21 protein-coding genes and 1 tRNA gene are annotated in these 22400 nt (G+C 68.9%); 7 read left to right on the plus strand and 15 right to left on the minus strand.

The features are described 5' to 3' along the window. Positions 1-166: 166 nt before the first annotated feature. Both AC2YHJ_RS05185 and AC2YHJ_RS05190 read right to left on the minus strand, forming a co-directional pair. Entirely contained in the window at positions 167-1153 is a 987-nt protein-coding gene (locus AC2YHJ_RS05185; RefSeq protein ID WP_487394426.1) for a tripartite tricarboxylate transporter substrate binding protein, read from the minus strand. A 19-nt stretch (positions 1154-1172) separates the two neighbouring features. Then, positions 1173-2321, minus strand: a complete 1149-nt coding sequence (locus AC2YHJ_RS05190) for a mandelate racemase/muconate lactonizing enzyme family protein (RefSeq protein WP_487394427.1) — start codon at positions 2319-2321, stop codon at positions 1173-1175. 92 nt (positions 2322-2413) lie between these two features. Here AC2YHJ_RS05190 and AC2YHJ_RS05195 point away from each other — a divergent pair, with 92 nt between their 5' ends. After that, positions 2414-3397 carry a LysR family transcriptional regulator gene (locus AC2YHJ_RS05195; RefSeq protein WP_487394428.1) on the plus strand — a complete coding sequence of 328 codons (984 nt, stop codon included), beginning with the start codon at positions 2414-2416 and terminating at the stop codon, positions 3395-3397. Between the two features lie 123 nt (positions 3398-3520). Here the strand turns inward: AC2YHJ_RS05195 and AC2YHJ_RS05200 are convergent, their stop codons facing one another. Both AC2YHJ_RS05200 and AC2YHJ_RS05205 read right to left on the minus strand, forming a co-directional pair. Beyond that, positions 3521-4201, minus strand: coding sequence for an RlmE family RNA methyltransferase (locus AC2YHJ_RS05200; RefSeq protein ID WP_487394429.1), 681 nt, complete (start codon positions 4199-4201; stop codon positions 3521-3523). Positions 4202-4213: 12 nt separating this feature from the next. After that, the gene (locus tag AC2YHJ_RS05205; RefSeq protein WP_487394430.1) at positions 4214-5287 is read right to left on the minus strand and encodes a Ppx/GppA phosphatase family protein; all 1074 of its coding nucleotides are present in this window, start codon (positions 5285-5287) and stop codon (positions 4214-4216) included. A 170-nt stretch (positions 5288-5457) separates the two neighbouring features. Between AC2YHJ_RS05205 and AC2YHJ_RS05210 the strand changes: the two genes are divergently transcribed. Together AC2YHJ_RS05210 and AC2YHJ_RS05215 are read left to right on the plus strand one after the other, a co-directional pair. Then, positions 5458-5531, plus strand: a tRNA-Gln gene (locus AC2YHJ_RS05210). Positions 5532-5594: 63 nt separating this feature from the next. Next, positions 5595-7370 carry a DUF6538 domain-containing protein gene (locus AC2YHJ_RS05215; RefSeq protein ID WP_487394432.1) on the plus strand — a complete coding sequence of 592 codons (1776 nt, stop codon included), beginning with the start codon at positions 5595-5597 and terminating at the stop codon, positions 7368-7370. Here the strand turns inward: AC2YHJ_RS05215 and AC2YHJ_RS05220 are convergent. The 3 genes from AC2YHJ_RS05220 to AC2YHJ_RS05230 all read right to left on the minus strand — a co-directional run bounded on the left by AC2YHJ_RS05220 (position 7367) and on the right by AC2YHJ_RS05230 (position 9069). Further along, positions 7367-7909, minus strand: a complete 543-nt coding sequence (locus tag AC2YHJ_RS05220) for a hypothetical protein (protein WP_487394434.1) — start codon at positions 7907-7909, stop codon at positions 7367-7369. The two genes, AC2YHJ_RS05215 and AC2YHJ_RS05220, sit on opposite strands and share 4 nt — an antisense overlap. A gap of 204 nt (positions 7910-8113) precedes the next feature. Next, positions 8114-8527 carry a hypothetical protein gene (locus AC2YHJ_RS05225; RefSeq protein ID WP_487394435.1) on the minus strand — a complete coding sequence of 138 codons (414 nt, stop codon included), beginning with the start codon at positions 8525-8527 and terminating at the stop codon, positions 8114-8116. A gap of 68 nt (positions 8528-8595) precedes the next feature. Next, positions 8596-9069, minus strand: coding sequence for a hypothetical protein (locus tag AC2YHJ_RS05230; RefSeq protein ID WP_487394436.1), 474 nt, complete (start codon positions 9067-9069; stop codon positions 8596-8598). A gap of 867 nt (positions 9070-9936) precedes the next feature. On the opposite strand from AC2YHJ_RS05230, the gene AC2YHJ_RS05235 reads away from it, so the two are divergent. Continuing rightward, entirely contained in the window at positions 9937-10275 is a 339-nt protein-coding gene (locus AC2YHJ_RS05235; RefSeq protein ID WP_487394438.1) for a hypothetical protein, read from the plus strand. A 60-nt stretch (positions 10276-10335) separates the two neighbouring features. Here the strand turns inward: AC2YHJ_RS05235 and AC2YHJ_RS05240 are convergent, their stop codons facing one another. The 7 genes from AC2YHJ_RS05240 to hutC all read right to left on the minus strand — a co-directional run bounded on the left by AC2YHJ_RS05240 (position 10336) and on the right by hutC (position 16752). Next, positions 10336-12606 (minus strand): hypothetical protein, encoded by a 2271-nt coding sequence (locus AC2YHJ_RS05240; protein ID WP_487394439.1) that lies wholly within the window; start codon positions 12604-12606, stop codon positions 10336-10338. 125 nt (positions 12607-12731) lie between these two features. Further along, positions 12732-12956, minus strand: coding sequence for a hypothetical protein (locus tag AC2YHJ_RS05245; RefSeq protein ID WP_487394440.1), 225 nt, complete (start codon positions 12954-12956; stop codon positions 12732-12734). A 229-nt stretch (positions 12957-13185) separates the two neighbouring features. Further along, positions 13186-13464: a hypothetical protein gene (locus AC2YHJ_RS05250; protein ID WP_487394442.1), complete on the minus strand. Its 279-nt coding sequence runs from the start codon at positions 13462-13464 to the stop codon at positions 13186-13188. Positions 13465-13468: 4 nt separating this feature from the next. Beyond that, positions 13469-14179 (minus strand): recombinase family protein, encoded by a 711-nt coding sequence (locus AC2YHJ_RS05255; protein WP_487394443.1) that lies wholly within the window; start codon positions 14177-14179, stop codon positions 13469-13471. Between the two features lie 98 nt (positions 14180-14277). After that, complete coding sequence (locus AC2YHJ_RS05260) at positions 14278-14550, minus strand: hypothetical protein (protein WP_487394444.1); 273 nt, start codon at positions 14548-14550, stop codon at positions 14278-14280. A gap of 240 nt (positions 14551-14790) precedes the next feature. After that, positions 14791-15597, minus strand: a complete 807-nt coding sequence (locus AC2YHJ_RS05265; RefSeq protein WP_487394445.1) for a TIR domain-containing protein — start codon at positions 15595-15597, stop codon at positions 14791-14793. Between the two features lie 402 nt (positions 15598-15999). After that, on the minus strand, positions 16000-16752 hold the full coding sequence (hutC, locus tag AC2YHJ_RS05270; RefSeq protein ID WP_487394446.1) for a histidine utilization transcriptional repressor HutC: 753 nt from the start codon (positions 16750-16752) through the stop codon (positions 16000-16002). A gap of 179 nt (positions 16753-16931) precedes the next feature. On the opposite strand from hutC, the gene hutI reads away from it, so the two are divergent. The 3 genes from hutI to hutU are packed head-to-tail and all read left to right on the plus strand — an operon-like array spanning position 16932 to position 21377. Further along, complete coding sequence (gene hutI, locus AC2YHJ_RS05275) at positions 16932-18143, plus strand: imidazolonepropionase (protein WP_487394447.1); 1212 nt, start codon at positions 16932-16934, stop codon at positions 18141-18143. Further along, entirely contained in the window at positions 18140-19672 is a 1533-nt protein-coding gene (gene hutH, locus AC2YHJ_RS05280) for a histidine ammonia-lyase (RefSeq protein WP_487394448.1), read from the plus strand. Before hutI ends, hutH begins: the two co-directional genes overlap by 4 nt. Positions 19673-19703: 31 nt before the next feature. Continuing rightward, positions 19704-21377, plus strand: coding sequence for a urocanate hydratase (hutU, locus tag AC2YHJ_RS05285; protein WP_487394449.1), 1674 nt, complete (start codon positions 19704-19706; stop codon positions 21375-21377). Between the two features lie 48 nt (positions 21378-21425). Here the strand turns inward: hutU and AC2YHJ_RS05290 are convergent, their stop codons facing one another. After that, positions 21426-22394 carry a membrane dipeptidase gene (locus AC2YHJ_RS05290; RefSeq protein WP_487394450.1) on the minus strand — a complete coding sequence of 323 codons (969 nt, stop codon included), beginning with the start codon at positions 22392-22394 and terminating at the stop codon, positions 21426-21428. Positions 22395-22400: the final 6 nt, after the last annotated feature.

Here is a 22400-nt window from a genome sequence, read left to right on the forward strand (position 1 = left end):
AACCTTGGCGGCCCTCCATAGTGCGGTGCGGCACAGGGGGCAAGTGGCAGCTGGGTTGCAAGAAAGGAAGGGCGGGGGAGGGGAACCTCCCCCGAATCCCCCTCCCTTCTTTGGGGAGTTGGGCTGGGGCGCGGGTGGGTAGGGCGGTCTCGATCGAGATGGGCGCCTAATCCGGCGTGATCCCGCCCTCCCGCACGATCCGCTCCCATCGCGGAATGTCCGCCTCGACGAGGGCCCGCAACTCCCGCGGTGTGCCGGCCACCGGGTCGAAGCCGAGTTCCGCGAGACGCGCCCGCACCGCCATTCCCCCCAGCGCGGCACGCGATGCCTCGGCCAGGCGCGCGGTCACGCCCTCCTGCAGGCCCGCCGGACCGACCAGCGCATTGATCAGCGCGGCATCCACCTGCGGGAAACCGGCCTCGGCCATGGTCGGCACATCCGGCAGCAACGCGGACCGCGTCGATCCCGTCACCGCCAGGGCGCGCAACCGTCCGGCGCGGACATGCTCGGCGATGGCCGGCACGGTTCCGAAGGCGGTCAGCACGCGTCCCGCCAGCAGATCGGTGATCATCGGTCCGCCGCCGCGATAAGGCACGTGCAGCCAGGTGAAACCCGCCGCCTGGCGGAACTGCTCGCCCGCCATGTGGACCGCCGTGCCATTGCCGGCGGAACCGAAGGTCACCTCCCCGGGCTTGGCGCGCGCTTCCGCGACCAGTTGCGCCACGGACTGCCATGGTGCGGACGCCGGCACGACCAAGGCGAGCGAAGCGCGCACCAGCAGTGAGACCGGTGTGAAGTCGCGGCGCGTATCATAGGGCAGCCGTGCGCCCAGCAACCCCGGATTGACCAGGAAGGCGGTGTCCACCACGCCGAACGCGGTGCCATCCGCCGGCGCCGTCGCGATCGCCTGAGTGCCGGTGACGCTCGCCGCCCCGCCGCGATTCTCGACCACGAAGGACTGGCCGAGCGCGTTCGTCAGTTCCTGCGCCAGCAGCCGCGCGGTGATGTCGCTCGCGCCCCCCGGCGGATAGGGCACGATCAGCCGCACCGGGCGCGCCGGCCAGGCCTGCGCGCGGGCAAGACGGGTCGCGGCAAGCAGCAGCCCACCCGCAAGCAGGCCGCGGCGGCGCGTCGTTCCAGTGATGTTGGCCATGTTTCTCCCCTTCCCGGCGCTACGCCGCGCCGAGCCGCCAGTGATCCGTCATCCAGGGTTCAAGCCGCGCCGGGTCGAGTTCGAACCCCAGGCCCGGCCGGTCCGGCACGGCGATGCAGCCGTCCGCATCGGGTTCCATCGGGCCGAGCAGGTTCAGCAGCGGGTTCGGCGTGACGTCGATCTCGATGAAGGGATAGGGCAGCGGCCCGCCGCCACGCCGCGCCGCCAGCAGCGCGCCCATCTGCATCGCGGCATGCGCGTTCACCAGCGTGCCGAAGACATGCGGCATGACCGGCACGTCGAAGGCATCCGCCAACGCCGCGACACGCCGCATCCCCGTGAAGCCGCCGCAGACGGTCAGGTCCGGCTGCAACACCGAGAAGGTGCGCGCGGTGAGGAAATCGCGGAAGGCCGCCAGGCTGCCGAGCGCCTCCCCGCCCGCCATGGCGCAACGCGCCGCCTGGGCGACAGCCTGGTAACCACCGATATCCTCGGGCTGCAAAGGCTCCTCGATCCACAGCAGGTCGGCGTCTTCCATGTGGCGCGCGGATTCGATCGCCGCACCGACCGTGTAACCCTGGTTGATGTCCACCATCAGCGCGACATTCTCACCGACCTGGCGACGCATGGCGCGCATCGCAGCACCGTCCTTGCGCGGGGCGGCGCCGACGCGCGGCTTGATGGCACGGAAGCCGCGGCGCAGCAGCGCGTCCACCTGCGCGGGATAGGCGCCGTAGGGATCACCGCCCTCCGCGATGAAGGGACCGGAGGCATAGGCGAGCATGCGATCCCGCAGCGCGCCGCCGAGCATGCGCGCGACGGACACACCCTGGCTGCGCGCGGCGAGGTCGTGCAGTGCCATGTCCATCGCCGAGACCGCCATCATCGCCGCGCCGCGCCGGTCATAGGCGAGCGTGCCCGCCATGGCCTGGTACAGCCGCCCGTGATCCCGCGCGGGCTGGCCGAGCACGAGCGGCGCAAGCTTCGCCCGGATGAAGGCCGCGGCGGCGAAGGGCGAGGAGAACACCTCGCCCCAGCCGCTGCTGCCATCCTCGCCGATCAGTTGCAGCAGCAGGAAGTCGCGCCGGCGGATGAAGGTGGAGGCATTGCCGAGCGCCGGGCTGGGCGCGAAGCCGACATGGAAGCCCCGTATGGCTGTGACCTTCACCGTTCCTCCAGCGCCGCACGTTGCGCGGAACGTGCAAAGCAGATGACATACTGTCAAATAGATGAATTGCTCATATTCATAGGCAAATGGTTATGATCTTGAACCTTCGCGAGCTGGAAGTCTTCCGCGCGGTGATGGAGGCGGGCAGCGTGACGGCCGCAGCCGCGTCGCTGGGCATGACCCAGCCGGCCGCCAGCAAGATGCTTCGCCAGGCCGAGGTCCGGCTGGGCTTCGCCCTGTTCCGGCGCGAGCGGAAGCAGTTGCTGCCGACACCCGAAGCGCATGCCCTGCTGCCGGAACTGCTCGGCGCCCTCGCGGCGATCGGCGGCGTGCAGCGGCTGGCCGATGCCCTGCGCGCCGGCCGCAACGGGCAGGTGTCGCTGGCCGCGGTGCCGGTGCTGGCGACCGCGCTGCTACCGAAGGTGGTGCGGGATTTCCGCGCGTCCTGGCCGGGGATGATGGTGCGGCTGCGGGCGATGACAGCGCTCGAGGTCGTCAATCAGGTCGCGGATCATCAGGTGGATCTCGGCGTCCTCCTGGGCGGCACCGGCGATCCGCGCGTGGAAGCGCGGCTGCTGTGCCGGTCCGGCATCGGCTGCGCCTTGCCGGGCGACCATCCGCTGGCGGCGCGGCCGAGCCTGTCGCTGGCGGAGCTGGCGGGGGAGACGGTGATCTCGCTGGGCTCGCGCCAGCCGGTCGGGCAATTGGTCCAGGCAGCCTGCGCGGCGGTGGGTCTCACCGGCTGCGTTTCGATCGAGGTGTCGCAATCCTCCATCGCATGCGCCCTGGTGCGATCCGGCGCCGGGGTCGCGATCCTGGACGGGTTCGGCCTGTCCGAGGGGCAGGCTCAGGGGTTGGTGGCGCGGCCGCTACACCCGGCAATGCCGCTCGACGTCACGCTGGTGGCGGCGCGGAACCGCGTGGCGTCGCGTGCGGTGCTTGCGCTGCGGGAGGGGTTGGAGAAGGCCGCCGCCGAAGGCGAATACAGCCTCGATGCCGGTGACAGGAGCCGACCGGGTGCCCGGCCGTCACGGCCGGAATTGGCTGGACGTCGGCGTCACACGAGAATAGGATGAAAATCCTGCTGCATCACGCTAGGCGGCAGGGCGCTCTTTGATCCTTCAATCCGCCCTCAGACTTTTCTTCCCCACCTCTGGAATTTGTCCAAAGCAGCACACGTTTCCGTGATGTTGCGCGCATCACTCCCGCCCGCGAAACCCTGTCGCCACCACATAGAGCTCCGCGCTGTCCTTCCGGCTCGCCGGCGGCTTCATGTGCCGCACCGTGGCGAAGTCGCGCTTCAGCGTCGCCAGCATCTCAGCCGTCGTCCCGCCCTGCAGCACCTTGGCGATGAATGCCCCTCCCGGTGCCAGCACCCGACGCGCGAAGTCGAGCGCGATCTCGGCCAGCCCCATGATCCGCAGATGGTCGGTCGCCTGGTGCCCGGTGGTGTTCGGCGCCATGTCCGACAGCACGACATCCGCCCGCCCGCCCATCGCAGCGATGGTGCGTTCCTCGGCCTCCGTTTCCTGGAAGTCGCCTTGCAGCACGGTCGCCCCGGGCACCGGGTCCATCGGCAGGATGTCGATCGCGACAACCTGCCCGCGCTGGCCGACCGCCTGCACCGCCACCTGCGTCCACCCCCCCGGCGCGGCGCCGAGGTCCACCACCCGCAGCCCCGGCTTCAGCAGCTTCAGCTTCTGATCCATCTCCAGCAGCTTGAACGCCGCGCGGGACCGTAGCCCGGCTTCCTTCGCCGCCTTCACATAGGGGTCGTTGAGCTGCCGGGTCAGCCAGCGCTGGCTGGCGGTGCTGCGGCCTTCGGCGGTCTTCAGCCGCGTGGACATGCCCCGGCCGGAGCCGGGCGGTTGCTTCGCCATGATATAGTTCCTTCAGCGCCCAGCGCGGCGGCGCGGCGCGGCGCGCTCGGCGCGCATCATCCGGGTCAGCATGCCTTCCCGCAGGCCGCGATCGGCGACCGTGATGCGCGGCGTCGGCCAGACCCGCCGGATGGCGGCATACACCGCGCAGCCCGGCAGGACGAATTCCACCCGGTCCGGCCCAACGCAAGGGTGCTGCGCGAGCCCTTCCCGCCCCAGCGCGAACAGATCCCCCAATGCCAGGTCCGCCGCCTCGCATTCCAGGGTCTTGCCGTCCACCAGCGGGCGCTTGTAGCGCGGCAAGGCCATCGCGACGCCAGCGAGCGTCGTCACCGTGCCCGAGGTGCCCATCAGCCGCACCCCGCCGGCGCGGATCTCCTGCCCGATGCAGTGGACGCGGTCGAATTCCGCCAAATGGTGGGCGACTTCGTCCACCACCTCGCAGAAGCCACGCTGCGTGAAGCAGTCCTGGCCCGCCCGCTCGGCGAGCGTGACGACGCCGAGCGGCAACGACAGGTAGCCGATCAGTTCCGGCGGCGCCCCGGCGCGTGGGCCGTCCGGCACGCGGATCCAGGCGATTTCCGTGCTGCCGCCACCGATGTCGAACAGCAGCGCCCGGCGGTCCGGCGGCTCCAGCAGTGGGGCGCAGGATTCCATCGCGAGTTCGGCTTCTTCCCGCGCCGAGATGATGCGCAGGTGCAGCCCGGTCTCGTCCGCGATGCGCGACAGGAAGGCCCGCCCATTGGTGGCGCGCCGGCAGGCCTCGGTCGCCACGGCCTCGAACCGGCGGACCGGGCGGCGGGCGAGCTTCTCGGCGCAGGCCCTGAGCGCGGCCGCCGCGCGGTCCATCGCCCCGTCTGCGAGGCGGCCGGACTGGGCCAGCCCTTCCCCCAGCCGGACGATGCGGCTGAAGGAATCGATGACCCGAAAGCCCGATCCGGTCGGCGCAGCGACCAGCAGCCGGCAATTGTTGGTGCCGAGGTCGATGGCGGCGAAGGCCTGTTGCCCGTGCTCGGCCCGCGCGAAGACCGGCGCCGCCGTCTCGGGCGGGGCGTCGGGGGCGTGGCGTGCAAAGTTCTCGGTCATTCCAAGGTCCGGACCGGCGGCGCCTGCCGCCAATCGCACAGTCATGATCCGGAGATGTGGGGCTTGGAGCAAGCGCTTTCCATTCTTGCCGCCGCATAAGCCCCTGGCCGGTGTTGCCCGACCGGTCGGGCGGTGCTACATGCGCGCCCCCGGCCAGTGCCGGACCCGCTTGGGGGATAGTTTAGCGGTAGAACTCCCGGCTCTGACCCGGGCAGCCTTGGTTCGAATCCAGGTCCCCCAGCCAGTTTTTCCCCAAGCACCTGACAGCGCAGCATCTTCCGTCGCGGGACAGCCACGTGAGGCCGTCTTGTCCGTTGCGCTCCCACCACGCTCCCGCCACGGCCACCTTACGCGCAAGCGCGGGGTCTTCTATTGGCGACGCCGCTTGCCCGGTCGGCGGGACTGCGAGGTCGCTCTGAGCCTTCGCACCCACCGCTACCGGGAGGCGGAGCATCGGGCCGCCATTCTGGACGCGGCCTTCGACGAAGGATGGGAGCGAGCACGGGCGGCGATGGCGGAGACGACTGATGACGCGGCGCGGCTCGCCGCGATCCTGCGGGACTACCTCCGGGAGACCCTGGCGGCTGACCTGGCGCCCGTGGCGCCGCCCTACGGGCCGGTCCCTCGCGGCATGATGCCCGCCGGGCTGGTCGAAGACGGCCTGTCCGATGTCCGCATGGCCCTGGCGGAGCGCAATCCCCGGAACTTCAGTTTCGAGATTGACCGCCTGATGCGGCAGCACGGGCTTGCCGAGGAACTGCGCGACGGCCTCGGGATCGGCTTCATGGAGGCGCAGGTCCGCATCCACGAGGAAGTGCTTCGTCGGATGCGAGGCGAGGCCCCGATGATCCTGCTCGATGCCCCGGAGGAAGCCCCCGCGCCCGCCTCCCGCGCGACGCTAACCGACCCGCCGCCCACGCCCGCGGCGGTTGCCACGGCCTCGGCACCCTTGGCTTCAGCCCTGGTCGAGCCGTTCTTCGAACGCCGGGCTTTGATCGACAAGACGCGGCAGCAGGTCATGGGCCAGGAGCGCGGCACTGTCGCGAGGTTCATTGAGGTCGTCGGGGACCGCCCTGTCAGCGCATACGGACGCGGCGACGTGACCCGCTTCCTCGATACGCTGCGGCGCCTCCCGAACGTCTATGGCCGCTCCCCGAAGGACAAGGCGAAGACCGTCGCGGACCTCATTGCGGAAGCGGACGCCGCGAACGCGAAGCGGCTGACCGACAAGACGGTGAAGCGGCATCTGACCGCGCTGTCGCAGTTTCTCCGCTTTGCGCGGGACGCGAGCCACATCAGCAACGCTCAGTGGAGAGAGATGGTCGAAGGCCACCGCTTCCGCGTGGAGCGCGGCGCGCGGACGCAGCGAGACGCCTGGACCTCGGAGGAACTGACAGCCCTCTTTGCGTCGCCGGTCTGGACTGGCCGCGACCTGCGCCACGTCACGCAGCCCGGCACACACATTATCCGCGATGCGAAGTTCTGGCTGCCGATCCTGGCGCTGTTCCACGGTGCCCGCTTGGAGGAGTTCGCGGACCTCTATCGCCGGGACGTGGGATGCGACGGCGGGACGTGGTTCTTCCGCATCGAAGAAACCGAGGGCGATGCAGCGGCGGGGAAGCGAGCGCGCACGCTCAAGACCGAGAACGCGACGCGTATCATCCCCATGCACGCGGAACTGATACGCCTCGGGTTCCCGCAATATGTCGCCAACACGGCGCCGAAGTCTGACGATCCGCTATTCCCCGACCTGCCGCCCCAGGGGCTGGACCAGAGGCGCGGCGCCCGCTTCACGCGCGACTTCCGCTACTACCGCGGACAGGTGGGGGTCTATCGGCCGGGGGTCGGAATGCACGCCTTCCGGCATACCGCGATCACGCGCCTCACTGATGCGATCACGGATTTCCAGCAGAAGCGCCACCGCGACTATCTCATGGGCCACGGCGGCAGCGGGACGGAAGGCGACGTGCGCTATGACAAGGGGCCGGGCCTGAAGGCGGTGGCCGCGACGCTGGCGCTGTTGCAGTTCCCCGAAGTGGACCTGTCACGCCTTCACGTCGCGGCCGAGGATGGCGCTGGCTAATCCTGCGCCGCGCGGCGCGCTTGCTTCCTCGCCAGATGGTCCCGCCACGCGGAACGCCACGCCTTGCTGTCCGTGCGGGGCATCACGACCACCGCGGGGAGTGTCTTGGCGAACGCCCGCAGCGCCGCCTCCCGGCTCGCGCCGCGCGCCACGACCTCTCCTGTGCGGCTGTCGATGATGATCTGGCGCTGGCTTGCCGGGTCGCGTTGGAGGATGAACGACGCACGCGCCCACGGATCGTCGCCGATCTCGATGCTGACGAACGGTGTTCCATCCTCGGCCTCGAACGGTGCCGACGTGAAGTCCCGCCGCAGCCCGAAGACCCGCCGCATGAGCGCGTCATGTGTGCGCTGCGCCCCGACACGGCGGGCGTTCTCTCCGTTCGCCATGCGCGTCGCGCACCGGGCTGCCGCGCGAGCGGCCATGTGTTCCCGGCGGCGGGTGCGCTCCGCCTCGCGCCGGGCGGCGGCCTCCGCCTTGTAGAGCGCGTGTTCGGCGGCCCGCTGCGCCTTGCGGTCGGCGGTGGTGTCGGTGGTCATGCTGTGATCCGTCTCTGCCAGCGCGCCGGGATGGCGCGGTCGGATCATGGCGACCCTAGGCGATCATGCCCATAGACTAGGAAAGTAAGCTGATGATTAGTCTGCGGATCGCTGTAATGTCTTGAGATACCTATGCGTTCCGCAACACAGGACGAAGTCGAAACGATATGTCGCGAATTTGTGATTGTCGTGCCCGGCGGGACCTCACCGCCGCCGCTTCGTCCCGCTCGACCTGTCGCGCTTCCTGACCGCCTCAGCATCCTTCGCGGCCTTCGCTTCGACGTCCGCCCGGAACCCTTCGAGCCAAGCCAGCGCCGCGGCTGACAGTTCGGGCATGGGCAACCGCTCCGGCGGCGGAGTGCGGTAGCGATCCAACTCGCCAGCCGCAACCACGTTGGACGCGATATCGAAGGCTAGCGCCACCGCGGCCGACAGGCTCAGGAACGGCCGCCCGGTTGCATCCGGCACAGCGTCGATCAGGCGCATCACGCGGTCCGCATCGCCCAGCGTCAGCGTGACGCGCCGCGGATAGTCCAGGGGGCTGCGGCGGGCCACCGCGGGGAGCGCGGCGAAGTCGGGTTCCGGCGGAAGCGGCGTGGCGTTGAGGCGCGGGGGCATAGGGCATCTCCGAATGGATTGAGGACGGCGGGTCCCTCGCGGGGAAATCCCGCCGCGCGTTGTGTTGATCAGGCTGCGCGCAGCGCCACGCGACGGCGCGTCGCCTCTGCCACCGAGACGACTTCAAGGTTCGATCGGCGCAGGTTCAGCGGGTTGCCGTCGAGATAGAGAACGGTCTGACCGCGCTTCGCATCGGTCAGGATGCGCGCGAGTGTGGCAGTGGGGCGGTCGCCCGGTTGTCGCGCGTTCGCGCCGATCGCGTGGGCGCTTCGGCGCACATAGAAGTTTCCCTTGCCATCGGAGTTCAGAAGCCAGACGTCGCCGATGGTGGTCTTGATGCGGTGCCAGTCGCTCGCGTCGAGGATCATGGATTTGCCGCGCCCATAGGTGCCGTGAAGCGTGACCTCGAACGCCGCGCCGCCGCCGAGGATGCGGGCCTTCGTCGTCTTCGGGAGGACTGCGCGGCCGTTCGAGCGGCGCTTGCGGGGACGCGGTGCGAGGTCCGTCGCCGAGGCGGCGGACTGGGCTGCGGTGGTCTGCATGGGATGCTCCGGGAATGGAGCGCGATCCCGCTCCCCCCCGCAGTCCGGGTGGATGCGGGAAGGCGCGACGATGGGTGGCGGGGCGGGTCCGACCCCGAGGACGGAAGGGCAAGACACGGGGCTGCCCCGTGTCGTGCGTGGAGGGCGTCTAGGCGCGTGCCAGTAGGTCAGGGGCGGCGGAGACAGAACCGCCGTTCTGTGCTGCCACGTGCCCGGCGCTCGGGCCTGTCCATTCCTGATAGGGGCGAAGGCGGAGGCTGTGCGTGTCCGTCTCCGTGAGCGTGAAGCGCGCGGCGCGCTCGATGCCGCGGACAGTGAAACGCAGTCGCCCGTCGTCGCCGCAGACCTCCGCGGGTCCTGACAGGCCCGCAGCGACCATTGCGCGGCAAAGCCGCCGCAGCGCGTCCGTTCGGTGCGAGGCGGAGAGGTCGTTGCATGACACGGTCTCGATGCCGTGGCGCATTCGTGTGGTGATCCGATGCGGGGGTGTCGCCGAAATGGAGGGATCCATGGGTGCTCCTGTGAGAGAGCGCTCTCTTGCCCCCTCCCCGCTGCGGGTGGAGCAGCGGAGGCGCCGGGTGTCTGTGGGAAGCCGGAGGATGGAGAGCGCTCTTGCGCTCCCGCTGACGAGGGCGGCTGGTTGGGTAGGCGCAAGGAATAGACCTGCGGGCCGTTCCTTAGAGTTCATTGAGTTTTCCCGAGGCTTGTCGGGAGGTCGGAAGAATTGACGCTCGCCCGCCAGCGGGCTTCGGCGGTCGGATCGGCGTGACGCCCGCCCTTGCCTCGGCGCATCGGGCGCGAGAGGCTCGTGGCGAATTGGAGACGCCGGGAATGATAAGGCTTGGGCTGATTGCGTCAGCGGCAGGGATGCTGGCGACCATGCCGCTGGGCTCTGCCCATTCGCAGAGCGGCGTGACCAACGAGATGCGAGCGCTTGCTGAGGATTTCGTTGTCTATCTCAGCGTTGAACGTTGCGCGGAGCGCCGCCTGAGCGCGGAGGGGATGCGCGCCGTTGACCAAGAGATGGAGCGCCGCCTTCGTCCTTTGGCGACCGATCCGGTCGCAAGCGGGTTCTTTCGGGGAGTGCGCTGGGCCACTGAGCAGCGCTTCATCTCCGCTGCGCCGGTTCAACGCGACGCGGCCTGTCACGGTGTCGTCGAGAAGTTCATGGACATGCTGCTCCGCTGGCGTGCCGGGAACCAATAGGGGCCATCCGCGGGTGACGGAGACGGGCGCGGAGAGGACGCCCCCCCCTCCGCATACCGCTCAGTTCCGCATCGCCGCCCGTTCCTCCGCCGTGATCTGCCGTTCGCGGAAGCCGAAGCGATAGGCAAGGCGGTAGATGGTGATCTCCTGGCCGTTCACGACGGGCCGCTCGGGGATCACGCGGAACCGGGTCTCGGCGCCGTTCGTCAGGCCCGCCGTGTCGGTGGCTGCGTGGCCGCCCCCGAGGTCGATAGGAGTTCCCCGCTCCACGCGCCGGAAGTGTTCCATAAGAAGCACAACGGCTTCCTCCGGGTTCGTCGGGACCCGCACGCGCTGCCCTCCGAGGTCCACTTCCTCGCCACCTTGCAGGATGATCCCGCCGGGGATGACGGTGCCGTTCCCGCTGTGGACCACAGGCCGAAGACCCATCGCCGCCATCCGCGGATCATCGCCCAGGGCCATCCGCCCACCACCCGCGAACAGCCCATTGAACACCCGCGCGCCCGTCCGCATGTCGTCCTGCGCGGTATCCAGGGTGTTCTCGTCACGTCCGGTCCCAGGGTTCCGCACGGTGATCCCGCCGGGCACCCGAGGCGCCCCATCGGAATGCGTCCGGCTCGGCTCGCCGTTCTGCCCCACGCCATCACGGCGAAGCACCGCACGGACGCTGCCATCGGCCAGCGGCAGGAGGTCCACGCGCGACTGCATGTCGCGGATGGAGCCACGCACCGCCGCATCGACGTCGCCCCCGATCTGCTGCGCGTATACCGCTGCCTGATGGGCGTTGGTTTCGAGCGCGGACTGGAGACCGCCGTCGACGGAGATGCGCGTGTTGCTGGTGAACCACGAGCCGGACGCGCCGACGTGTTCGCGGAGACCCGCTGCGATCTGCGTGCGGGCGCGCTCCTCGGCCTTCGCCTGATCCGACTGGCTTGGATAGAGCCGGTGCCAGGTCGTCTCGCGCAGGTTGCGCTCGGCGTTGTTGCCGCCGAGACCGGCGATGCGCTCGACCACGCGCTCCACGGGGAGGTTCGTGGTGGTCATCATGTCGCTGACGACGCGGTAGGCCCCGCGGTGTTCCTCAGGGATCAGCGTCAGGGCGAAGTCACGGGAGCCCGTGCGTGCCCCCTCGACGGTGCGGAGGAAGCGGATGGCTGCGGCCTGTCCTTCCGGGTTCGCCGTGTCGGCAAGCGCGGAGCGGACCTGCGCGGTCATCGTGTCGGACACCGCGCCCAGGCGGGCGACCAGCGTGCCGACGCGCTCCGGGTGGGACAGCAGGGTGATCCCCGTGCCGCCCGCTGCGTTGCCCGGCTCGGTCGGCTGCGCGCCCAGGAAGGCGTCGATGTGCTGACGCACGACGGATGGGTCGGGAGACCCGGCACCCGCCACCCATTCGCCTAGGCGGTTCACGGCTTCCTGCTGACGGATCAGCGGGCGGGCGTGGGCCTCCAGGGTGCGGAGGACACGCTGCCGGTCTTCCTCGCCGCCATACTGCGCGTGGGTCCGCGTGATATCCTCTTGGATCGTGACAATGTCGGCGGGCGAGCGCGCCGCCGCGATGCGGTCCTCGATCTGGTTGTAGGCCGCCGCACCGGAGACCGTGCGGGAATGCCGCACGCGTTCCATGAGGCGCCCTTCGAGCGTCACGAAGGACTGCTCGTTGTCCTCGCGCCAGGACCGCCCGTCGCGCCCGCTGCCGGGCTGCTGAAGGGCCGTGAGGAACCGCTGGGCTCCCGCTTGGTCGCCCGTCCGCACAGCCCCTTCAATGGCGCTGGTGACGAACGCGGAGCCGCGGTTGCGGTCCCCGCGCGCGATGGTGGCGGCTTGCTCCGTCCACTGGGCAATGTCCTGCGCGGACCATTCGCCGGACGCCACGCGGCGCCCGATGACGCCGCGGAGGTCGTGCTCACCCTGCTCCACGACAGCGCGGGCGCTCTCGTCGCGCCGGGAAGTGATGCCCCGCTCGACGACGGTATTCAGGGTCGCGAGCGCGTGGCGGTCGAAGATCGGATCACCGGAGCCGCGACCATAGGTCGAGCGCATCCAGTCCTCGGTGGCTCGGCGGAGGTCCCCGCCGATGGGCGTCCGGTCATAGACCTCGCGCCGCCAGCGGTCACCCAAGTCGAGGCCCTGGCGCTGGCCTAGGATGGTCGCACGGGTGCGCCGGTAGCGCTCGTTGTCGGTCATGTCGTCGCCCGGCGTGGCGCCACTCAGGGCATCCGACGCGGCGCGATTGTCGACGACCTCGTTCTCGCGCTGGATGCCCTGCATGGTGATCTGGTGATCGACGCGGGCTTCGATGGTCTCGACCTCCGCAGCGGAGCGGATCATCGTGTTGATCGAGGCGAACGCGCCGCCGAAACCTGAGAAGGCGGATTGGATCGCTTGGAGGCGAGTGCCTGACATGGTGGTGGTTCCTCTCTCTGTCGTGGCGATGGCGGGGAAGCGCGGCGCGATCAGTGTCCGGCGAGGTCCGCGCGGTATCGCGCCAGAACCGTGTCGAGTTCCCCGCGACGAGCGAGGATGGCGGCGACGCGGAGTGCGCTGCGGATCGCTTCGGAGGCGGGCAGAAAGGAGCGGCGGGAGGCCGCGCGCATCGCATCGGCGACGGCGGCTAGGTTCAGGGCGTCTTCCTGCGTGGATCGTATTGAGATGGTCGGATAGGTCGCGAGGGGCGACATGGCGGCGTCCTTCTGGAATGCAGACTGAGAGAACAGGGGCGCGCGTGTGCGCCCGCGATTGCGGATGGCCGGGTCTTCGGTGGTAGGTCGGACTAAATGACTGCGCGACAGACGGTTGCGTCGGCAGCGCCGGATCGGCCGTTCTCGGCGGCAGAGCCGACTAACTGACTGCGTCGCCGACAGATGCGGGTTGGCTCGCGAGGAAGGCGCCGCTGCGCCTTGTGCTAGGTCAGTGCGTGAAGGCGAGCGCGGCCAGCAAGAGCGGCGCGGCGATCTGCGCGATCGGCCCCACGCAATCGTGCAGCATCTCCCGGCCGCTGGTCCCGAGGCGCGGCCCCGGCAGCGGCTCCGGGTAGAACCCGCCGACTGTCGGGGCGTGGATCACGACGGGGTCGCAGGGCACCGCCTCGCGGTTCTCCGCACGGGCCAGCGCGGCGGCTGCGGCGCGGGCATCACATGCGGCCTTAATGGCGGCGGCGGAAGCGGTGGGAGCGGGGAAGCGGCTCACGGGGTCAGCCCTCCGCGCTCGTGGCGCCGACGCGCAGCATGACGCGGCGAACCGCTGTCGCGGTCCATCCGGCGCCGCCGCGCGGCGTGGGGATGCCTTCGGAGGCGAGGGCGGCGGCGATGCCGGACAGTGTGGCACCCCCGGCGCGTAACGCTTCGATCCGCGGGAGGACGCGATGGGCCGCGTGGTCCGCGTTCCGCTGGCGCACCGCTGCGCCAGCCGTCGCGCCGCGCTTGCCGTCCTCCGCGGTGAGGACCCGCTGACCGGGACGGACGCCGCCCAGGACCTTCCCGCGCGCCTTGGCGGCGGCGAGGGCGGCCTTCGTGCGGGCGCTAATGGCGCGCGCCTCCTCCTCCGCGACCATCGCCAGGATGCCGATGGTCAGCCGGTTGGCGTTCGGCAGGTCGCACGCGATGAACTCCACGCCGGATTTCTGAAGGCCCAGCAGGAAATGCGCGTCGCGAGCCAAGCGGTCCAGCTTCGCGATCAGCAGGGTTGCTCCCGTGGCGCGGCACCGGGCCAGGGCCTTCGCCAGTTCCGGCCGGTCGTCCTTCCGCCCGCTCTCGACTTCCTCATGGCGCGCCAAGATGTGGTCGCCGGGCCGCAGGAAGGCGGTGATGGCCGCGTCCTGCGCCTCCATGCCGAGGCCGCTGCGACCCTGCCGCGCCGTCGACACGCGGACATAGGCCACGAAGTGGCGGGGTGCGGCGGTCATCGTGCTGCGCGGCTCCGGTCAGGTGCGAGCGCATCCAACGCGGTGCCGCTGCAATTGTCAATATCCGTCAACGAGCGTCGGCGGAAAACGACAAGGCGCTATGCTGCCTTTGAGCGCTTCCGCAGCCGGCGAATGAGGAAGCCAAAAGCCACCGCGGCGCCCCACGCAACGGGCGTGGTAAGCAGCGCTTCGCCCGACACATCGCGCGGCCGAATGGTCTCCGCCAGGATAACCAACGCCACGGGCACGCCGACAATGAACGAGAGCGCCAAGGCGCGAGTGGAGCCGATAATGCCGCCCACTATCCCGGCGACGGCGGTCAGGCTGAGAAGCCGAGCAATGAAGCTGCCAAGCAGTATCCCTGGGTCCATGCCGTCATCCTCCTAGCCTCGCGGGGCCATGGTCGTCGCAGCGCGCGTCGGTTGCCAAGGGGCGGCAGGGTGCGCGCCTCGCGGGGAGTGACCGGGGGCACATGGGCCGGGGTACGGGGGGAGCTTCGCGCGCACGGCGCCCCAAAATCCCACTGCGCATCCCTCGCCGATTTTTGGAACCGGCGCTAGGCGTGAGCACTTTCGAGGCGACAACGCCGCAGCAACAGCGCCACCGGCAAACTACCTGCGAAAAACCTTGTTGAAGTCGATCGACAAGCCGGCTGCCTGCATTTCCTGAGCAAGTTTTAGCTGCCAACCATCCCCATCATCCATGAGCGTGTAAACGACCCCTCGGAAATCAGACGGGACCTCGACATCGCCCTTCTTCAACGCGCAGACATTCGCGCGCCCAAGTCTGCCAATGAAGTAAAATAACTCAGCGACCACATTCTGTCTTGCGCGCTTCCGCAGTTGGTCCGGCGGGGTGCCTTTCGGCCCACCAATGTCGTCGGGCGTCAAAAGGACAACTGCAAAGGCCGCCGACTCGCCGTGCTTCTCGAACTTCTCGATGATCGTGCGGCCTTCGTTCGGCTGCTCATGGAGGATAACGGCATGATACCCGAGTTTCTCGACGAAGCGCGCGACCGCCTCCCGAGCCGCATCGTCGTGGCCATGCACGACAAACACGCGGTTGCTCAATACAACCGGCACACCCATGGGCAGAAGCTTTGGCTCCGGTTCAGCACCCGGAGCGTGTTCGATCTCTTCAGCGAATGTTCGAATTATGCCGCCTAGAATTTCCCTCGCCCTAACAATATTGATCTTAATTTCCTGCCGTATTTCCGAAATCGGCGTTGGCGGCGCCCCTCCAATCAAGAATACTCGCCTATAATCGAGATTAGCGGCCCCAATATATCTATTGAATTCAATTGTGTCGGGTTCAAATATTCTCCCAATAGTATCCTGTATAGATTTCTCCAGCGCCTCTAGTTTTGGATCGTCAGAATCTTTGACGTCGTCCACGTTGAACGCATCGAGGTCCGCCAACCTCCGCTCTAGTCTCGATATCGCAATCCGAATTTCGCTTGCATCAAGGCTAGCACTGCGTCGAGGGGGTGTTGCAGCAGGACGTTTGGCCACGAATCGTCTCTTCGGCTTATCAGGTTAGAGGCGCCCGCCACTATCCTTGAACTTGGCCGCAACGGGAAGTGTCGTGCCGATCCTCAGGGAAGACACCGACCGCCGCTGGACAGCGAACCGCCGCGCTCCCACCATGCTCCCCCAGCCCTCATCCCGCGACGGGGAAAGGCGCTAAGCGGCTGCTTTGGCTGACGGTTCGGCGGTCCTCCAGGTCCCCCAGCCAAAGCATCCCAAGCACCTGACATCGCAGCGACTTTCAGGACGAGCGGTTCGATGGCGCCGGGCTTGTCCGACCCGCTCCGTCCGCCGTCATCGCCCAGGCCGAAAACTCGCGGTCAGCGCATGGGCCGCGCCCGGATAGGTCAGGCGCACGAAGGTCACCGGCTTCTCCTCCAGGCGCGTTCGCCGCTCGACAACCAGACACGCAGCGCCAGGCGCGACAAGGAGTGTCGAAGCCATCTCCTCGTCGGCCTCGCTCGCGCGGATCGTGTGCTCGGCGATGCTCCACGGCACGCGCTCAAGCAGCCATCGCCCGGGCGGCCGCTCCGCGAAGGATTCGCCCGACGCCGTCGGCACGGTGAGGAGGTCGATCAGCCTCTCCTCGCGGCAGAAGGGCCTTGCTCCGGCAAAGTGCAGGCAATCCAGTGCAAGCACAGGCCCGGCGACCTGCGCGCCGAGCAACCGCTGGTCCTGAGCGCTGCTGGTGCGACGGCGGGCCTTGAGCAAGACATAGCGGTAGGCCACGCCGAGCCCCGTCACTTCCTCGCGGATGTCCGATATCTCGAGTATGGCCGACTGCGCCTGTGGCAGACGCACATAAGTCCCTGACTTGCGCCGGCGCTCGATCAGCCCTGCGGCGGCAAGCTGCGTCATCGCCTTGTTCACCGTCATGCGCGAACAGCCGTATTGCGCGGCCAGGTCGGTCTCGATGGGCAGGCGATGCCCCGGCGGCCAGGACCCGGACAGGATCGCCGTTTCCACATCGGCGACGATGCGCGCATGCAAGGAGAGCCGGTCGCCGCCGTCCTCGACCCACGCCGCATGGTTGCCTGCGCCGCTCATCCGCAACGTCCCTCCAATCTCAGCCCAGGCTGTCATGGTCGCACGGAAACCGGCCAAGCCCGCCGGAGCAGCAACGCCCCCGGCCGCGCCCATCACCTTGACGCAACCTCCGCAGAATACGCTTGCGAGGGCACCATTATGTATATACTTAATCGCCAGACGCAAACGGAAACCGCTCCATGCGCGCCAGCCTCCTTACGAATGCCCGCTTGGCCACGCTGGATCCGGCACGCCCCGGTCTCAGCATCGTGGAGAAGGCCGCCATCGCCATCCGCGATGGGCGGATCGCCTTCGCGGGTGCCGCGGCTGACCTCCCGGCCGAGCTTCGCGACGGCGACCGGCTCGACTGCGAGGGCCGCTGGATCACGCCGGGCCTCATCGACTGCCACACTCATCTCGTGCACGCCGGCAACCGCGCGCGGGAATTCGAGATGCGCCTGAACGGCGCCAGCTACGAAGAAGTGGCGCGTGCCGGCGGCGGCATCGTCTCCTCCGTGCGCATGCTGCGCGCGGCGAGCGAAGATGACCTCGTGGCGCAATCGCTGCCGCGGCTCGATGCGCTGATCGCCGAGGGCGCCACCACGGTCGAGATCAAGTCGGGCTACGGCCTCGATGAGGAGAACGAGCTGAAATCGCTGCGCGCCGCCCGTCGGCTCGGCACATTGCGGCCCGTGGGCATCCGCACCTCCTTCCTCGGCGCCCACGCCCTGCCGCCCGAAGCTCAGGGCGACAAGGATGCCTTCGTCGAGAAGCTGGTGACGCGCATCCTGCCCGCCGTCGCCGCGGCGGGTCTTGCAGATGCGGTGGATGGCTTCTGCGAGGGCATCGCCTTCTCCCCCGCGCAGATCGCACGCGTCTTCGACGCGGCACGCGCACTCGGCCTGCCGGTGAAGCTGCACGCCGACCAGCTGTCAAACCTGCATGGCGCGAAGCTGGCGGCCGAGCACGGCGCGCTCTCCGCCGACCACCTCGAATACTGCGACGCGGACGGTGCCGCGGCGCTCGCGCGCGCCGGGACGGTCGCGGTGCTGCTGCCCGGCGCCTATTACTTCATCCGCGAGACCCAGGCGCCACCGGTCGCGCTGTTCCGCCAGGCCGGGACGCATATGGCGCTCGCCACTGACAACAATCCCGGCACCTCGCCGCTCACCTCCCTGCTGCTCGCGATGAACATGGGCGCGACGCTGTTCCGCATGACGGTGGAAGAATGCCTTGCCGGCGTAACACGGGAGGCGGCGCGCGCCCTCGGCCTGCTCGGCGGGACCGGCACGCTGGAACGCGGCAAGGCGGCCGACCTTGCCATCTGGGACGTCGAGCACCCCGCCGAGCTTGTCTATCGCATCGGCTTCAACCCGCTCCATGCCCGCATCTACAGGGGAGCACGCGCATGAGCCTCGTCCTGCTACCCGGCCAGACCACGCTCGCCACGCTCGAACGCCTTTACGACGGCGGCGCGCCGGTATCGCTCGACCCGTCCTGTCGCGATGCGATCGCGCGCTCCGCCACACGCGTGGCCGAGATCGCGGCGGGCGACGCGCCGATCTACGGCGTGAACACCGGCTTCGGGAAGCTCGCCAGCATCCGCATCGACGCCGCCGACCTGGCGACGTTGCAGCGCAACCTCATCCTCTCCCATTGCAGCGGCACCGGGGCACCGCTGCCGGAGCCGGTCGTGCGGCTCGTCATGGCGCTGAAGCTGCTCTCCCTCGGCCGCGGCGCATCGGGCGTGCGGCTCGACACCGTCGCCCTGCTGGAAGGGATGCTGGTGCGCGGCGTGGTGCCGGTGATTCCAGGACAGGGTTCGGTCGGCGCGTCCGGTGATCTCGCACCGCTGGCGCACATGACGGCCGTGATGATCGGTGAGGGCGAGGCACAATTCGGCGGACAGCGCCTGCCGGGCGCCGAGGCGCTGAAGCGCGCCGGCCTCGAACCCGTCGTGCTGGCCGCGAAGGAAGGCCTGGCGCTGATCAACGGCACGCAGGTCTCGACCGCTCTCGCCCTGGCCGGCCTGTTTCGCGCGCATCGCGCACTGCGCGCCGCGCTGGTGACGGGCGCGCTCGCCACCGATGCCGCCATGGGCTCCACCGCGCCTTTCCACCCCGAGATACACGAGTTGCGCGGCCATCGCGGCCAGATCGACACGGCGGCGGCGCTGCGCGGGCTGCTCGGCGGCTCCGAGATCCGTGCCAGCCATGTGGAGGGCGACACGCGCGTGCAGGATCCCTACTGCATCCGCTGCCAGCCGCAGGTGGACGGCGCCTGCCTCGACCTGCTGCGCCAGGTGGCGGCGACGCTGGAACGCGAAGCCAATGCCGTCACCGACAACCCGCTGATCCTGAGCGACGGCAGCGCCGTCTCAGGTGGCAATTTCCACGCCGAGCCGGTGGCCTTCGCCGCCGACCAGATCGCGCTCGCGGTGTGCGAGATCGGCGCCATCGCCCAGCGCCGCATCGCGCTGCTGGTGGATCCCGCGCTCTCCTTCGGCCTGCCGGCCTTCCTCGCGCGCAAGCCGGGACTGAATTCGGGGCTGATGATCGCCGAGGTCACCTCCGCTGCGCTGATGTCCGAGAACAAGCAGATGGCGCATCCGGCCTCGGTCGATTCCACGCCGACTTCGGCGAACCAGGAAGACCATGTCTCCATGGCCTGCCACGGCGCGCGCCGGCTGCTGCCAATGACCGAAAACCTCTTCGCCATCCTGGGCATCGAGGCACTGGCCGCGGCGTTGGGCGTCGAGCTGCGCGCGCCGCTCGTGACCTCGCCGGAGTTGCGGCGCGCCATCGCCGTGCTGCGCGCCGCCGTACCGACGCTGGAGGAGGATCGCTACATGGCGACTGACATTGCCGCAGCCACCGCGTTGGTTGCTGACGGGCGCCTCGCTGCCTCCGTCTCGCCCACCATCCTGCCCGACCTTCGCTGACACATCGCGTCCGCTGACGGAGGATCCCGCCATGACCAACCCACGCCACAATGTCCGTGAGGTCCGCGCCGCCCGCGGCACCGAGCTCACCGCCAAGAGCTGGGTCACCGAGGCGCCGCTGCGCATGCTGATGAACAACCTCGACCCCGAGGTGGCCGAGCATCCGCACGAACTGGTGGTCTATGGTGGCATCGGTCGCGCCGCGCGCAGCTGGGCTGATTTCGACCGCATCGCGGCGACGTTGCGCGACCTCGAGGAAGACGAGACGCTGCTCGTCCAGTCGGGCAAGCCCGTCGGCGTCTTCCGCACGCACAAGGATGCGCCGCGCGTGCTGATCGCCAATTCCAACCTCGTGCCGCACTGGGCCACCTGGGAGCATTTCAACGAGCTCGACCGCAAGGGTCTCGCCATGTACGGCCAGATGACGGCAGGTTCCTGGATCTACATCGGCGCCCAGGGCATTGTGCAGGGCACCTACGAGACCTTCGCCGAGGCCGGGCGCCAGCACTATGGCGGCGCCCTCAAGGGACGCTGGATCCTCACCGGCGGGCTCGGCGGCATGGGCGGCGCGCAGCCACTCGCCGCGGTGATGGCTGGCGCCTGCTGTCTCGCCGTGGAATGCGACGAGAGCCGCGCCGATTTCCGCCTGCGCACGCGCTACCTGGATGAGAAGACCCACAGCGTGGACGAGGCGCTGGCCCGCATCGAACATTGGACGACGAAGGGCGAGGCCCGCTCGATCGCGCTGATCGGCAATGCCGCCGAGATCTTCCCCGAGCTGTTCCGCCGCGGCGTGCGACCCGACATCGTGACGGACCAGACCTCAGCGCATGATCCCGTGCACGGGTACCTGCCGGTCGGCTGGAGCGTGGCGGAATGGCGCGCGAAGCAGGAAAGCGATCCGGCAGCCGTGGAAAAGGCCGCACGTGCCTCTATGCGCAAGCACGTCGCGGCGATGGTGGATTTCTGGAATGCCGGCGTGCCGACGCTCGACTACGGCAACAACATCCGCCAGGTGGCGAAGGATGAGGGGCTGGAGAACGCCTTCGCCTTTCCAGGCTTCGTGCCGGCCTATATCCGCCCGCTCTTTTGTCGCGGCGTCGGCCCCTTCCGCTGGGCCGCCCTGTCCGGCGACCCGGAGGACATCTACCGCACCGACGCCAAGGTGAAGGAACTGCTGCCGGACAACGCGCATCTGCACAACTGGCTCGACATGGCGCGCGAGCGCATTGCCTTCCAGGGCCTGCCCGCGCGCATCTGCTGGGTGGGGCTTGGCGACCGGCACCGGCTCGGCCTCGCCTTCAACGAAATGGTCGCGAAGGGCGAGTTGAAGGCGCCGATCGTGATCGGCCGCGACCACCTGGATTCAGGATCCGTGGCGAGCCCGAACCGCGAGACGGAGGCAATGAGGGACGGCTCGGATGCCGTTTCCGACTGGCCGCTGCTCAATGCACTGCTCAATACCGCCTCGGGCGCGACCTGGGTGTCCATCCATCATGGCGGCGGCGTCGGCATGGGCTTCAGCCAGCATGCCGGGATGGTGGTCTGCTGCGACGGCACCGAGGATGCCGCGCGGCGCATCGGCCGTGTGCTGTGGAACGATCCCGCCAGCGGCGTCATGCGCCATGCGGATGCAGGCTACGACGTCGCGCTCGACTGCGCTCGGGAGCACGGGTTGCGCCTTCCCGCCATCCTCGACAACTGACAGGAGTCGGCAGGGCGGCGCGGAGAAGCGCCCGCCCTGCCCCGTTCCTCAGGCTCCGAACACGTCCTGGTACACGCGCAGCCAGTTGCCATGCGTGATCTTGGCGACTTCCTCCGCGGTGAAACCCACCGCGGCGAGGCCGCCCGCGATCTTCCCGATGTCCTCGACGCGCGGGAACCAGTCCGGCGGCGCGGCCTTGCCGGGCTTGGCCGCCGAAGCAGCGCCGTAATCCACCCCGCGCGTCCAGCGCCCCATGCGCATCCAGTCGTAGTCCGGCTTGGTGAAATTGTGGCTGCGGTCGGTGCCGACGCCGACATGGTCGATGCCGGCGATCTCCACCGTGCGCATCACCATGGTGCACCAGTTCTCGATCGTGGAGCAGTAGTGGTCGCCGGTGATGTTGCGATAGGTCGCGCAGCCGATGATGCCGCCATTGTCGCGCAGCGCATGCAGCACATCGTCCGTCTTGTTCCGCTTGTGCGGGAACAAGCTGTCGGCATTGGCATGCGTGACCGCCACTGGCTTCTTCGAGAACTTCACCGCATCCAGCGTGGAGCCGTTGCCGACATGGCTGAGGTCCACCAGGATGCCGGCGCGGCTCATCTCGGTGATCAGTTCCCGTCCGAAGCGGGAGAGGCCGCTGTCCTCGGCCTCATAGCAGCTGCCGGCGTAGCAGTTCTGGTTGTTGTAGGTGAGCTGGACGGAGCGCACGCCGAGCTCGGCGAAGAGCTCCACGAGGCGGATGCGGTTGCCGAACAGCTCGGTGTTCTGGAAGCCGATGATGATGGCGAGCTTGCCGGCGGCGGTGATGCGGCGGATGTCCGCGGCGCTGCGCGCGATCTCGACAATATCGGCGTTCGCGGCGCAGAGGTCGCGCCAGCGTCCGATGGAATCGAGCGATTCCGTCACGTCCTCCCAGAAGCCGGCAGTGATTGTCACCGCGCCGACATTGCCACGGCGCAGCGCCTCGAAGGCGTCACGGTCGAAATGGCCGCATTGCAGGCCGTCGATGAGCATATGCGC

The organism is Roseomonas sp. SRI_022, from assembly GCF_057586215.1.

Coding starts and splice junctions, on each gene's coding strand:
- AC2YHJ_RS05185 (WP_487394426.1), bottom strand. CDS start 1,153: ATGGCCAACATCACTGGAACGACGCGCCGCCGCGGCCTGCTTGCGGGT.
- AC2YHJ_RS05195 (WP_487394428.1), top strand. CDS start 2,414: ATGATCTTGAACCTTCGCGAGCTGGAAGTCTTCCGCGCGGTGATGGAG.
- AC2YHJ_RS05200 (WP_487394429.1), bottom strand. CDS start 4,201: ATGGCGAAGCAACCGCCCGGCTCCGGCCGGGGCATGTCCACGCGGCTG.
- AC2YHJ_RS05205 (WP_487394430.1), bottom strand. CDS start 5,287: ATGACCGAGAACTTTGCACGCCACGCCCCCGACGCCCCGCCCGAGACG.
- AC2YHJ_RS05220 (WP_487394434.1), bottom strand. CDS start 7,909: ATGACCACCGACACCACCGCCGACCGCAAGGCGCAGCGGGCCGCCGAA.
- AC2YHJ_RS05225 (WP_487394435.1), bottom strand. CDS start 8,527: ATGCCCCCGCGCCTCAACGCCACGCCGCTTCCGCCGGAACCCGACTTC.
- AC2YHJ_RS05230 (WP_487394436.1), bottom strand. CDS start 9,069: ATGCAGACCACCGCAGCCCAGTCCGCCGCCTCGGCGACGGACCTCGCA.
- AC2YHJ_RS05235 (WP_487394438.1), top strand. CDS start 9,937: ATGCTGGCGACCATGCCGCTGGGCTCTGCCCATTCGCAGAGCGGCGTG.
- AC2YHJ_RS05240 (WP_487394439.1), bottom strand. CDS start 12,606: ATGATCCGCTCCGCTGCGGAGGTCGAGACCATCGAAGCCCGCGTCGAT.
- AC2YHJ_RS05245 (WP_487394440.1), bottom strand. CDS start 12,956: ATGTCGCCCCTCGCGACCTATCCGACCATCTCAATACGATCCACGCAG.
- AC2YHJ_RS05255 (WP_487394443.1), bottom strand. CDS start 14,179: ATGACCGCCGCACCCCGCCACTTCGTGGCCTATGTCCGCGTGTCGACG.
- AC2YHJ_RS05260 (WP_487394444.1), bottom strand. CDS start 14,550: ATGGACCCAGGGATACTGCTTGGCAGCTTCATTGCTCGGCTTCTCAGC.
- hutC (WP_487394446.1), bottom strand. CDS start 16,752: ATGAGCGGCGCAGGCAACCATGCGGCGTGGGTCGAGGACGGCGGCGAC.
- hutI (WP_487394447.1), top strand. CDS start 16,932: ATGCGCGCCAGCCTCCTTACGAATGCCCGCTTGGCCACGCTGGATCCG.
- hutH (WP_487394448.1), top strand. CDS start 18,140: ATGAGCCTCGTCCTGCTACCCGGCCAGACCACGCTCGCCACGCTCGAA.
- hutU (WP_487394449.1), top strand. CDS start 19,704: ATGACCAACCCACGCCACAATGTCCGTGAGGTCCGCGCCGCCCGCGGC.
- AC2YHJ_RS05290 (WP_487394450.1), bottom strand. CDS start 22,394: ATGCTCATCGACGGCCTGCAATGCGGCCATTTCGACCGTGACGCCTTC.